The 13,314-nt window shown below is 35.6% G+C and carries 11 protein-coding genes and 1 pseudogene; 9 read left to right on the forward strand and 3 right to left on the reverse strand.

Annotated features, from left to right (window positions below):
• The first annotated feature begins 39 nt into the window (after positions 1-39).
• The 5 genes from AC5YDH_RS00755 to AC5YDH_RS00775 all read left to right on the forward strand — a co-directional run bounded on the left by AC5YDH_RS00755 (position 40) and on the right by AC5YDH_RS00775 (position 5,223).
• Positions 40-1,632 carry a peptide chain release factor 3 gene (locus tag AC5YDH_RS00755; RefSeq protein ID WP_496116339.1) on the forward strand — a complete coding sequence of 531 codons (1,593 nt, stop codon included), beginning with the start codon at positions 40-42 and terminating at the stop codon, positions 1,630-1,632.
• An 84-nt stretch (positions 1,633-1,716) separates the two neighbouring features.
• On the forward strand, positions 1,717-2,535 hold the full coding sequence (locus AC5YDH_RS00760) for a hypothetical protein (RefSeq protein WP_496116341.1): 819 nt from the start codon (positions 1,717-1,719) through the stop codon (positions 2,533-2,535).
• Positions 2,536-2,602: 67 nt separating this feature from the next.
• The gene (locus AC5YDH_RS00765; RefSeq protein ID WP_496116342.1) at positions 2,603-3,550 is read left to right on the forward strand and encodes an RsiV family protein; all 948 of its coding nucleotides are present in this window, start codon (positions 2,603-2,605) and stop codon (positions 3,548-3,550) included.
• 5 nt (positions 3,551-3,555) lie between these two features.
• Positions 3,556-4,377 (forward strand): TatD family hydrolase, encoded by an 822-nt coding sequence (locus AC5YDH_RS00770; protein WP_496116343.1) that lies wholly within the window; start codon positions 3,556-3,558, stop codon positions 4,375-4,377.
• A 75-nt stretch (positions 4,378-4,452) separates the two neighbouring features.
• Complete coding sequence (locus AC5YDH_RS00775) at positions 4,453-5,223, forward strand: tRNA threonylcarbamoyladenosine dehydratase (protein WP_496116344.1); 771 nt, start codon at positions 4,453-4,455, stop codon at positions 5,221-5,223.
• A gap of 33 nt (positions 5,224-5,256) precedes the next feature.
• Here the strand turns inward: AC5YDH_RS00775 and dusA are convergent, their stop codons facing one another.
• Entirely contained in the window at positions 5,257-6,279 is a 1,023-nt protein-coding gene (gene dusA, locus AC5YDH_RS00780; RefSeq protein WP_496116345.1) for a tRNA dihydrouridine(20/20a) synthase DusA, read from the reverse strand.
• Between the two features lie 119 nt (positions 6,280-6,398).
• Here dusA and AC5YDH_RS00785 point away from each other — a divergent pair.
• Positions 6,399-6,773 (forward strand): annotated as a pseudogene (locus AC5YDH_RS00785) (integrase); the annotation flags it as partial.
• Between the two features lie 280 nt (positions 6,774-7,053).
• Here AC5YDH_RS00785 and AC5YDH_RS00790 read toward each other — a convergent pair.
• Together AC5YDH_RS00790 and AC5YDH_RS00795 are read right to left on the reverse strand one after the other, a co-directional pair.
• A complete protein-coding gene (locus AC5YDH_RS00790) occupies positions 7,054-8,241 on the reverse strand; it encodes an MFS transporter (protein WP_496116346.1) in 1,188 nt (395 codons plus the stop codon).
• Positions 8,242-8,379: 138 nt separating this feature from the next.
• Positions 8,380-9,303, reverse strand: coding sequence for a DMT family transporter (locus tag AC5YDH_RS00795; protein WP_496116347.1), 924 nt, complete (start codon positions 9,301-9,303; stop codon positions 8,380-8,382).
• 795 nt (positions 9,304-10,098) lie between these two features.
• Between AC5YDH_RS00795 and AC5YDH_RS00800 the strand changes: the two genes are divergently transcribed.
• Genes AC5YDH_RS00800 through AC5YDH_RS00810 form a run of 3 tightly spaced genes read left to right on the forward strand, consistent with a single transcriptional unit; the run spans position 10,099 to position 13,007 of the window.
• Entirely contained in the window at positions 10,099-11,226 is a 1,128-nt protein-coding gene (locus AC5YDH_RS00800; protein WP_496116348.1) for a Re/Si-specific NAD(P)(+) transhydrogenase subunit alpha, read from the forward strand.
• A gap of 11 nt (positions 11,227-11,237) precedes the next feature.
• Positions 11,238-11,561: a proton-translocating transhydrogenase family protein gene (locus AC5YDH_RS00805; RefSeq protein WP_004783638.1), complete on the forward strand. Its 324-nt coding sequence runs from the start codon at positions 11,238-11,240 to the stop codon at positions 11,559-11,561.
• A 3-nt stretch (positions 11,562-11,564) separates the two neighbouring features.
• Positions 11,565-13,007 carry an NAD(P)(+) transhydrogenase (Re/Si-specific) subunit beta gene (locus AC5YDH_RS00810; protein WP_496116349.1) on the forward strand — a complete coding sequence of 481 codons (1,443 nt, stop codon included), beginning with the start codon at positions 11,565-11,567 and terminating at the stop codon, positions 13,005-13,007.
• Positions 13,008-13,314 lie beyond the last annotated feature (307 nt).

Genomic DNA, 13,314 nt, shown 5'->3' on the forward strand with positions numbered 1-13,314 from the left:
TGATCTTTGCACTGCGATTTTCAGCAGTAGGTGTATTTCATGAGCTTTAAACAAGAACTAGCGGAACAAGTCACGCAACGACGTACATTCGCTATTATTTCCCACCCCGATGCTGGTAAAACAACAATGACAGAAAAACTGTTGTTGTGGGGTCAAGCGATTCAAGTTGCGGGTATGGTAAAAAGCCGTAAGTCTGATCGTGCTGCAACATCAGATTGGATGGAAATGGAAAAAGAGCGTGGTATTTCTATTACGACTTCTGTAATGCAGTTCCCATTTAAAGACAAAATGATCAACCTGCTTGATACACCGGGGCATGAAGACTTCTCTGAAGATACTTACCGTACATTAACAGCAGTAGACTCTGCATTAATGGTTATTGATGGTGCAAAAGGTGTCGAAGATCGTACCATTAAATTAATGGAAGTGTGTCGTATGCGTGACACACCGATTATTTCATTTGTGAACAAAATGGACCGTGAAATTCGTGAACCATTGGAACTTCTAGATGAAATTGAAAATGTCTTAAAAATTAAATGCGTTCCATTAACATGGCCTTTAGGTACAGGGCGTGATTTTGCAGGCGTGTATAACTTAATCGAAGAAAAGTTTTATGTTTATAAAGCTGGCTTTGGTTCTGTGATTACAGATATTGAAGTACGCGATGGTTATGATCATGCTGACTTACGTGAAAAAGTAGGTGAGTTGGCTTGGGCTGCATTTGAAGAGTCTTTAGAACTTGTACAAATGGCAAATGATCCGTTAGATCGTGACGAATTCCTTGCGGGTCGTCAAACACCTGTATTGTTTGGTACAGCTTTAGGTAACTTTGGTGTAGACCATGTATTAGATGCTTTTAGCAAATATGCACCTGAGCCTAAAGCTCATCCAACAGCAGATAGAAAAGTTGAAGCAACAGAAGAAGGCTTCACAGGTTTCGTATTTAAAATTCAAGCCAATATGGATCCGAAACATCGTGACCGTATTGCATTTATGCGTATTTGTTCAGGTCGTTATGAAAAAGGTCTGAAAATGAAGCATGTTCGTTTAGATAAAGATGTCCGTATTAGTGATGCACTGACATTCTTAGCAGGCGATCGTCAGCATTTAGAAGAAGCTTGGCCAGGTGATATTATTGGTTTGCATAACCACGGGACTATTCAAATTGGTGATACTTTCACTTCAGGTGAAAAATTACAATTTACAGGTATTCCTCACTTTGCACCTGAAATGTTCCGCCGTGTTCGCTTAAAAGATCCTTTAAAATCTAAGCAGCTTCAAAAAGGTTTGAAAGAACTTTCGGAAGAAGGTGCAACGCAAGTCTTTATGCCACAAAACAGTAATGACTTAATTGTAGGTGCTGTCGGTGTTCTTCAGTTTGAAGTGGTTGCGTATCGCTTGAAGGAAGAATACAAGGTCGATTGCGTATACGAGCCTGTAAACATTAATACTGTACGTTGGGTTGCTTGTGATGACGAAAAGAAATTTAACGAATTTAAGAAAAAAGCACATGACCAATTATCTGTAGATGGTGGTGGTCATTTAACTTATCTTGCACCAAGCCGTGTAAACTTACAGCTAATGCAAGAACGATATCCAGATATTCAATTCCGTAATACGCGTGAACACTAATATCTAGATATAAAAAATAAACAGCTTCCAATGGAAGCTGTTTTATTATGTAGTATGGTTTAAAAATGGATAAGAGAAGTTTAGATGTTTAAAAAGCTTTCATTTACAATGATTTTTGCAATAGGTTTAACCTTGAGCGCGTGTGATTCATCATCTGAACAAAAAGAAAAACTAGATCAGGACATGGATGCATCTATAAATTCAGAGAATCCAGATATATTGCCTTATTTGAATATGAAGCAACAAAGTGCCGATTTTGCCTTACCATTTTGTGAAACTAAAAATTGTATTGAGATTGATATTCAAACCATTAGCACTCAAGATAAATGGATGAATGCTTGGATTGAAAAAAATCAGGCACTGGTTATTCAAGATCAAATTGGTTTAAAGCAAGATATGAATTTACAGCAAGCAATTAATGCTTATGTAAAAAAATCTGATGCTTGGCAAGCAGAAGAAAAAACAAATAAAGCCTATGAGCTAGCAATTTATACACGCATGGCTTACCAAAGAAATCAGTATGTTTTATTACAAATAGGTTTGGATTCCAAACAAGATGGTACAAATATTACAGAGCGATATTACTTTTTTGCAGCAGATCGAAAACAGCAAAAAGCGTTGAAAATATTAGATGTTATTGATTCAAAGCAGCAAGTTAATATGAATGATTTTGTACAAAAGGCATATCAGGAATGGTTGGAAAAGCAAGTTTTATCGGTACAAAGCACAGCACCTAAAAAATTATTATGGGGGCAGGCAGATTGGTTTTTCGATCATGAAGGCTTGGGGTTACACTTTAGAACAAATGAAATCGTTAAAGATGCACAACAGCTTGATATTTACTTAACTAAGGCACAAACTCAACAAGTTGTAAAACCTGTAATCTATAAAAATATGTTTTAGTTTCAGGTCTGAATAATTATTTGATATTGCATTAAATAATTGAGAGATAAAAAAGTAGGTTTACTCAATGTTAAAAAACAAAACTATATTCGTTATGAGTGCGCTGGCAGTTGCAATTTCACTTGGTGCTTGTCAGCCTAAACAAACGGAAAAAAAAGAAGATTCTCAACAGACGCAAGTAGATCAGCAAAAAATGGAACTTGTAGGTAATGTTGAAAAGCTATCTCTAAACTTACCTGAATGCAAAGAAAAGAACTGTCCTGAGCTTGATATTTATCGTTTAAGTAGTAATCAGAACTTTATTGATCAAGTCATTGATCAGAAAATTTTGGAGATCTTAAAAGAGGTAGTCACACTTGCTCCAAACCAAGAACAAGAGGAAAAAAGTGCATCTACTGCTGAAGCGAGTTCAGAGCTCAGTATAAAGGATGTGCAAACACCTAAAATGGAGCTTGAACAAAAAGTTGCACCTTATACCAAAGCCTTTTTAAGCTTAGATGAAGAAATTAAAGCATTAAGTGCCAATCATAGTGTTAGCTTAATGATTAAACCAAAAATTTTAAAATCTGAAGGTTCTTTAGTGACTGTTGTACTTAATAGTAGTCATTATTTGGGTGGTGCACATGGGTCTACTTCTCAAACTTATTTGAACTTCGATTTAGATACTAAAAAACAAGTTCAATTAAAGGATATTATTGAAAAAGATAAATTAAAACAACTTGATGAAAAAGCATATGAGGCATTTAAGGCTTGGATTATAGAGTCAGAAATTGCAACAAATGTTGATGAGTATGAGCAGGCTTGGAAGTTTAAATTATCAGACAATTTTAATTTGGATAAAAAAGGCTTAATTTTACAATATGGTGAATATGAAATAGGTCCTTATGTTGTAGGGTTACCACGCTTAATTATTCCGTATGATCAGTTACAAGGCATTCTAAAAGCTAAGTACTTACCTAATACAGAAACTCAAAAGACCGCAGCAAGCGAAGTTGCAGTCAAAGAAAGTAAATAAGACACATGAGCATTCGGCTTTTTGATACACATACGCACTTTGATGTTCCAGATTTTGACCAGGATCGGGAACATCTTGCATATACTGCAAAAAGCCGAGGTGTTGAGCATTTAATTTTAATTGGTTTTTTAGAATCTAGATTTCATGATTTATTGAAAACACATCAGTTTTTGAATTCACTAAATTTAGCACCACAAAGCCATTTTGCACCTGGTCTACATCCTTTTTATATTGAAGATCATCAAATTCAGCATTTGGATGTCTTAGAAAAATTATTGAGAAATGAGCATTGTGTTGCAATAGGAGAAATAGGTTTAGATACTTTTTTGAAGCAACATAAAGCACCTGAAATGTATCAAAAACAAAAAGATTTCTTTGATATACAGCTCAATTTCGCTCAGCAATTTGATAAGCCTATTTTATTGCATATTCGCAAATCACATGCAGATGTTTTGGCAATGTTGAAGCAACATCATTTTAAAAACGGTGGTATTGCTCACGCCTTTAGTGGTGGTGTAGAAGAAGCAAAAGCATTTGTTAAATTAGGTTTTAAAATAGGTGTTACGGGGCAAATTACCAATCCTAATGCTAAAAAACTGCATCAAGTTGTGCATGCAATAGGTATTGAAAACCTTGTTATAGAAACAGATTGTCCTGATATGACACCATTATGCTGTCAGTCTTTAGATGGAATAAAAACGAGGAATACACCAGCAAATTTACCCTTTGTATTAGAGGGTTTAGCACAAACTTTAAATATAGATATAGAAAAGCTTGCAGAACAACTGTGGCACAATTCATTTGAAGCTTTGAATATCACTCGATAATGAAGTGGATAAGCAAGACGAAAGCTGCGAAACACAGTAAAATAACTATAGTTTTAATTTAGATTTTATAGCGCAATGACTGAACTTCTCCAAGATGATGAATACGATCGCCGTTTTGCTGGTGTAGCCAAAATTTATGGAGATGATTCCTTTAATCATTATGAAAAAAGTCATGTGATGGTGATTGGAATTGGTGGCGTGGGTTCTTGGGCTGTTGAAGCCTTAGCAAGAACAGGAATTGGCAAGCTCACTTTGGTTGATATGGATGTAGTCGCTGCATCTAATATTAATCGTCAATTACCTGCTATGACCTCTACTTTAGGGCATGAAAAAATTGAAGTCATGGCTGAGCGTTGCCGTTCAATTAATCCAAGAATTAAAATTAATTTAATTGATGATTATTTAACGCCTGAAAACATCAAAGAAATTTTAGAAAATACGCCAGATTTAATTTTAGATTGTATTGATGACGTTAAAGCAAAACTCGCTTTAATGTTACATTGCCGCTTTAATAAAATTCCCTTAATTGTATCTGGTGGAGCAGGGGGGAAACTTGATCCCTTGAAAATTCGAGTTGCAGATTTGTCTAAAACTGAACAAGATCCAATGCTTGCAAAACTACGTACTCAACTACGTAGTAAGGGTATTTGTAAAAAGCCAAAAGAAAAATTTGGCATTACTTGTGTCTATTCTATCGATAATCCATTTTCGAGTGCGGATGTTTGCCCAAGTGCAGGTTTACGCTGTGGTGGCTATGGTTCTGCTGTTGTGGTGACATCTAGTTTTGCAATGGTTGCTGTTGCGGAAGTACTAAAAAAGCTAGATCAAAAAAAATCGAAGCAATAAGCTTCGATTTTTTTATTGGTTAATAAAAACTATTTATGTTTCAGCTTGTTTATTTTGAATATATTCTTCTGTGCGCTGCATCGCTTCTTTAATGTTGGCAATTGCATTTTCTACATCGGCAAAAGTTTTCGCATTACCACCACTTAAAGATTGACGCCATTTACGTGCGCCTGGTAGGTTTTGGAATAGACCTAAAATATGACGTGTGATAATTGAAAGAGGCGCACCCTCTTCCATACGTTTTGCAATATATGGCATCATTTGATCCATAATTTCAAAACGATCAGGCATATCTAAATTCCACAATTGACCTAACTCTGCCAATAAATATGGGTTGTGATATGCTTCGCGACCAATCATTACACCATCGACATGCTTTAAATGTTCTTGGGTTTCAGCAAATGTTTTTACGCCACCATTGATTTCGATTAGAAGATTTGGGCGATCTTGCTTTAAACGATATACATCTTCATAGCGTAAAGGCGGAACATCACGATTTTCTTTTGGTGATAAGCCTTGTAATAATGCAATACGTGCATGCACGATAAAATTATCACAGCCAGTTTTTGCTACGGTATCTACAAAGTACAACATTTCTTCATAAGATTGCATGTCATCGATACCAATGCGATGTTTTACTGTAACAGGAATATCGACAGCATTACGCATTTCCGCAATACACTCTGCAACAAGATCTGGTTCCGCCATTAAACATGCGCCAATCTTATTATTTTGTACGCGGTCACTAGGGCAACCTACATTTAAGTTTACTTCATCATAGCCCCAGTCCTGAGCCATTTTTGTACAGGTTGCAAGGTCTTTCGGGTTTGAACCACCAAGTTGTAGAACAATAGGGTGTTCTTCATTGTTGTAGTCTAAATGACGATTTGCACCACCAAATAAAATTGCACCCGTAGTAACCATCTCGGTATACATGATGATATTTGGATTAAATAAACGTGCAAAAAAACGATAGTCTTTTGTTGTCCAATCCATCATGGGAGCTACGCTGATTCGTGGAGATTGAGTGTTTTCAATGTTTTTGATGATAGTCATTAAAAATCATACCTTTAATCTGTATTTCGCAACCTGCGCGAATCTATTTTAACTTGTGTTTAGGTGGGTTGGTTGGTTTGCATTTACACCATAATGAAAAAAAGTTTGTGGTGTAAATAATGAGGTTAATTACTGTAAGGAAAGGTGCGAATGGTAAATTTAACTATCGTGTCGCAATTCGAATTAATCGAAAAGGCTTTTCCTATTTTTTCTGAAAGTAAAACATCTCACTCAAAGAGACGAGCTGAAAACTAGGTTAAGAAAAGAGAGGTCGAAATTCACGAAAATCCTGACATTTTACTTGGCAAAGAAAAGTCGATTGATCTGATGCCATGGATAAATATTTGGATGAAGTCGGTAGCGAGTACAGAAGGACGAAATGCTACTCTCTGCTCTTAATTAAGAAGTTACCAATCGCGCGCAATATTATCACAAAAATAAAAGCAGTACATTTGGAAGTGATGTGTGCTGGAATAAGAGGACACATCACTTGGGGGATTCTAGGCAGCCATCCTATAAAAGTCTTCTATCATTTGATTTGGTGTCTTAAAATCCAATCCTTTCTGAATTCTCTGCTAATTATAAAAAATACAGGAAATACTTTTTTTCGTGTGATTATTCAAATGGTTGTAAGGGTATAGATGATGATCCAAACCATTTCTATATGTTACCAGGGGAAAGCTTTACAGATATTAGTATTAAAAATAATAAAAAACTTATTATTGCTAATAAAAGATATGTACCTTTAGGTAAAGCTTGTTTTAATGAAAAGCGTTAAGGCTGATTGGTTTTAAATAACCAATATTTATCTAGAAATGCAAAACATGCAGATAAAAGCACTAAGCTAAATCCAACTATGCAACTTGTGTCCCAACCGCCATGTTGCCATGCGTAAACGCCTAAAGCTGAACCTGTAGCACCACCTAAAAAGTACATCGTCATATAAATGGAATTAATACGTGATTTTGCATCTTCTTTTAAGCGAAAAACAATGTTTTGATTACTTGTATGGATAAGAGCTAAACCTAAATTAATTACGCCAAAGCCCAAAATGTAACTCATTAATGAGTACTTTCCGAAATAGAGAAAAATCCAACTAATTGCAAGCGTCAATAAGCCGAGTAAAGTAATTTTTTGGGTAAAGCCACGATCTGCAAATTGTCCAATTTTTTTAGTGGAAAGTGCACCAAATACCCCTACTAATGTCACAACACCAACAAGCATGTCGGACAAATAAAATTTAGATTTAAGTAATAAGGCAATAGTTGAAAATAATACGCTCATAGAAGCAAATGCAAATGCACCTGTAAATGAACGAAATACTAAGCGCTTTTCATATTTTAGTAGTTGCCCCATGGAGAGTAAAATTTCACCATAATGCAGTTTTGAAATAGGCAAAATAGGGAGCTTTTTCTTTAAAAAAATTGCCAGAAACAGCATGAAAATAGCACTAACAAAATAAATTACTTTCCAGTTGTATAGGTTGGAAAGTAATCCTGCCAAACTTGTCGATAATAAAATACCAACCAATAAACCACTCATGAGCAAGCCAATAACTTCACCAATTTTCTTTTGAGAAACCGCCATGGTAGCAAAGGGAATAAGTACTTGAGCTGCGACTGAAAATAGCCCCGTTAAAACCGTACCAATCCAAAGCATAGGCAGACTTGTAGAAAATGCGCATAAAAACAAACTCAAAGAGGCTAAAAACATTAGCAACGGAATAAGTTTGGTTTTATTGACGATATCTCCAATAGGAACAATAAAGAGCAAACCGAGTGCATAAGAAATTTGTGCAAATGTGACGGTGAGAGCGACTTGATCTTCTGGTACTTGAAAATAAAGGTGAATGGAGTGAATTAAGGGTTGTGAATAATAATTTGCCCCAGCACAAAGACCACATGCAATAGCCATTAACCAAAGCAAGGCTTTATCTTGACTAATATCTACTTTTAACTGCATGTAACTTCCTTTGCAATACTCAAAAATGAGCAAGAATTCATTGAATAAAATCAGGCTAAATATTAAGGTGTATCCTAAATAATAAGCGCTTAAAAAGCGCATCATCATGACATACAATGTGATTCATGATTATTGTATTTATGAAAGTTTTTTCTTGGCTAATGTGATCATCAGCACACCTATAATATTTAAAGCACAGCCAAACCATTGAATAGCATTTAAGCTTTCACCTAAGAATAATGTTGCTAGAATAATTGTTAAAATGGGTCCAATCGATGCAATCATGGCGGTTTGAGATGCACCCAGTCGAGCAATACTTTGAGCGACTAAAATTGTTGGTAAAACCGTAACCAATACGCCTAAAGCGAATCCATACCAAATAACACTCGATGGAAGAGAAACAAGTAAACCAATAGGATTGGGAGTTGCAATACAATAATGTGTCAGCATACCAATACAGGCAATACTTAAAGCTAAGCCACTAAAATTCCAAGATCCAAATTGACGAATTAAACGTGGCGTAAGTAATAAGTAAGTTGCAAAGCAAATAGCACTCGCAAAGACTAAACTTACACCTAACCAAAAATTACCTTCATGTGGCACATTACTTTGTTCTTGTAACATGACAATAACGGTACCACCATAGCTTAAAGAAATAGCAAAAATATTTTGAGCACTTAAAGGCTTTTTATAAATAAAACTGGTCGCAATCACAGTTAATGTTGGATATAAAAATAAAATAATGCGCTCTAATGACGCACTGATATACATTAGCCCTGCGAAATCTAGCCAACTAGAAAGATAATAACCAATTAAGCCTGCAACAACTAAAATTCCCCAATCTTTTGCGGCAATATTTTTGCTGTGTGATCTATTAAGCCAAACCAATAATAAAAAGAAAGGTAGTGAACTGAGCATTCTTAATGCCATAAGCACGGTGCCATCGACTAATGGTGATAATTCATAAGCTTGTTTAATAAAAATGGCTTTTGTACTAAATAAAAATGCAGCTGTTACTGCAAAAAGAGTCCCAACTTGGTTTTTTGAAAAAGCTAAATTCATTGTGTTAAACATATAGAGGGACGGTTGGTGAAAACAGTATAAAGTTTTATACCAAAGAGTTTAAATGCAAAAAAATGATGCTCCTTAAAACCTATTGGAATGGAACGAGAGAGGGCAGTTTGTGCTTAAATTTAAGTATGCACAAAAATAGTGCAAAAAGTGATCCGATATAAATTGTCTAAATGGCTAAATATATATTTTTTGAAACATTTTCATTTATCACTATTCTTAATTTAAGCAAATTGCACAATAAGCATAATTTTTTAAGGCTTTGGAGAAGATGTGAGGGCTCTATTTTTTAGCTTAATTTTTGAATGAAGATAGCATGAACGAAAATTAAGTTTTATGTTGATTTGATCAAGAGATCGATGTCAATTAAGTCAATATGATTAAAATTTTATGAGCAAAAGGTTGTATAAACGGTATTGTTATTAGGAATTTTAAATAATAAAAATATATTGAAAAGTTGATCTTTTCTGTCAGAAATACAAGTTTAAAATTTAATCGAAAAAACAAAAGGTATTTGTCTGTAAAAATTATGACATTTAACATAAATTTGACTTTATTTTTTCTGTAAAAAAGACCTTATTTATATTAGTTAAGCCATATAAGTTATAAAAAGACATAAAAATTTTTATGAATTATCAGTTCAAAATTCTTATATTTATTAAATAAATAGTAGGTAGTAATTTGAAAAACTTTGATTAGAATCCAAAAAACAAAGAAATTAAATCTTGAGGGGAATGCTGCATATTTGCAGTGTTTACTAAAGAAAAATTAGCTTGAGGGATGCTCATGCAGATAGGAATTCCAGCAGAAACTATTGTCGGTGAAAACCGAATTGCCGCTACACCAGAGACTGTAAAAAAGTTGATTGGTATAGGACATACAGTAGTCATTGAACGCAATGCAGGTGTGAAAGCCGCTTATGTAAATAGTGCTTTTGAACAAGTAGGTGCAAAAATTGTTGATGATGCCTATGCAGGTAGTCAGATTATTTTGAAGGTTCGTGCGCCGAAGGGTGATGAAATTCAAAAGTTAGCACCTAACAGTACTATCGTTGCTATGTTTGATCCTTATCGAAATACAGAGCTAGATCAATTTGCAGCAAAACAAGTTACAGCATTTGCATTAGAGCTATTGCCTCGAACATTATCTCGTGCGCAAAACATGGATGTGTTGTCATCTCAAGCGAATCTTTCAGGTTATAAGTCTGTGCTCTTAGCAGCAACTGAATATCAACGTATGTTCCCTATGTTAATGACCGCAGCAGGTACAGTAAAACCTGCACGTGTTGTGATTATGGGTGTTGGTGTTGCAGGTTTACAAGCGATTGCAACTGCGAAGCGCTTAGGTGCTGTGGTGGAGGCAACAGACTTACGTCCAACAGCAAAAGACCAAGTTGAATCTTTAGGTGGTAAGTGGTTAGACGTACCAATGTCTGAAGAAGAACAACAAAAAGCAGCGGATGCAGCAAAAAATGGTTATGGCTGGATGCCGGGCGAAGAATACATTCGTGATCAAGCGGCAATTGTAGATAAAGCTGTTTCAAATGCAGATATCGTAATTACTACCGCACTTTTACCTGGTCGTGATGCACCACGCTTAATTAAAGCTGAAACAGTTGCCAAAATGAAACCAGGTTCAGTTGTTTTAGATATGGCTGTAGAAACAGGTGGAAATGTTGAGGGTTCTGTCTGTGGTGAAACGGTTGTGACTGAAAATGGTGTGAAAATTTTAGGTGTTCCGAATATTCCATCGACTGTTGCAACAGAAGCATCTGCACTTTATGCGCGTAATGTTTTTAATTTTGTTGAAACACTTTTTGATGCAGAAAAGAATTTTGTAATTAATCAAGAAGATGAAATTCAAAAAGCATTGCTTATTACTCATAGCGGCTCATTGCTATTCAAACGTGGTTAAGGAGAATTTTCATGGTTGAAACTATTACAATTTTTGTCTTAGCCATTTTTGTTGGTTACTACGTGGTTTGGGGTGTTACGCCTGCTTTACATACGCCGTTAATGGCAGTAACAAACGCACTTTCATCAATTATTATTGTAGGAGCAATGATTCAAACTGTTGGCTTACCTATGGTTGGTGTTGAAGGTAGTGTAGATTTCCAAACCATTAATGTTGTGAGTGTGTTAGGAGCAATTGCAGTATTTCTTGCAAGCATCAATATTTTTGGTGGCTTTGCAGTAACTGCACGTATGCTTGAAATGTTTAAACCAAAGCAAAAGAAAAAAGAGGGTTAAGACATGGATTTCATTCGAGAATATGCAGATTGGTTTTATCTTATTGGCGCCGTACTTTTTATTTTAACGCTACGAGGTTTATCTGGACCTAAAACAGCAATTGCAGGAAACCGCTACGGTATGATCGCAATGGCAATTGCAGTACTCACAACATTTTTTGTTGCTGAAAATCCTGTGGTTTGGATGATTGTAGGTGCAATGGTGCTAGGTGCAATTGTAGGTATTGCGCGTGCACGTACAGTACCAATGACACAAATGCCTGAAACAGTTGCATTAATGCACTCATTAGTGGGTCTGGCTGCGGTACTAATTGCAGTGGCTGCCATTATTCATAATAATGAATTAGCAAAAATGGATGCTAATTTACTTCAAGCAAATGGTGTTAACTTCCATGAGATGAGTAAAGTTCATTTATTTGAATTATTTGTAGGTTGTTTTGTTGGGGCAATTACCTTTACAGCATCTGTATTCGCTTACGGTAAATTGGCTGCAAAAAAATGGGCTAAGACTATTTCAGGTGCATGGGTTAAACCAGTTCAAGCATTGATTTTCATTGCGATGGTCGCAGCAGGTATTCATTTTTTCCTCACAGGAAATATGACCTCTTTCTGGGCAATGACGGGTCTTGCACTTGCATTTGGTTGGGTATGGATTGCGCCTGTAGGTGGCGGTGATATGCCAGTTGTTGTTTCACTACTGAATTCATTTTCAGGTTGGGCAGCAGCAGGTATTGGTTTTACCTTAGAAAATAATATGTTGATTGTTGCGGGTTCACTTGTAGGTTCATCAGGTGCAATTCTGTCTTACATTATGTGTAAAGCTATGAACCGTTCAATTATTAATGTTTTATTTGGTGGAGCAATGGGTGGAACAACCGTTGCTGTAGAAGCAGGAGATAAAGCACCACGTAATCATCGTTCTGGTTCGGCAGATGATGCAGGTTTCTTAATGTCGAATGCGGATAGCGTTGTGATTGTGCCAGGTTATGGTATGGCGCAAGGCCGTGCACAAAATGCAGTTAAAGAATTGGCTAATTTGTTAAAAGAACAAGGTGTAACTGTCCGTTTTGCAATTCATCCTGTAGCAGGTCGTATGCCGGGACACATGAATGTACTTTTAGCTGAAGCAGATGTACCTTATGAAGACATCTTGGAAATGGATGAAATTAATTCAGATTTCCCTGCAACGGATGTTGTACTTGTGATTGGTGCAAATGACGTTGTGAATCCAGCTGCAAAAGATGATCCGAACTCACCAATTTATGGTATGCCGATTTTAGAAGCACATAAGGCACGCACAATTATGGTAATTAAGCGTTCAATGGCAACTGGTTATGCAGGCTTAGACAATGATCTATTCTATAATGACAAAACAATGATGATTTTTGGTGATGCGAAAAAAGTGGTCGAAGATATGACAAAAGCCATTAATGGTAATGGTCACTAACCATCAATTTAGTTCATAAAAAAAACCGCCTTTGGGCGGTTTTTTTTATTTTAAAAATTGTATTAACTGTTCATTTAAAAGAGGAGATATTCTAGGAAATGGAGGATTTGTATGTTGTTGAAGCATAAAAAATCAGGTGTGTTTTTAATGGTGCACTAATAGATGAATAATCTTGTGAAAAATAAAAGCAAAAATCTTATATGTTCTTTTGCATACCATTATGAAATATGATTTATCTGTGAGTTTATGATTTTAAAGAGAATAAAAAATAGAAGAATAAATTGGCATATTTGTTGCAATTGCACGC

It is taken from the genome of Acinetobacter sp. FY683, assembly GCF_059515885.1.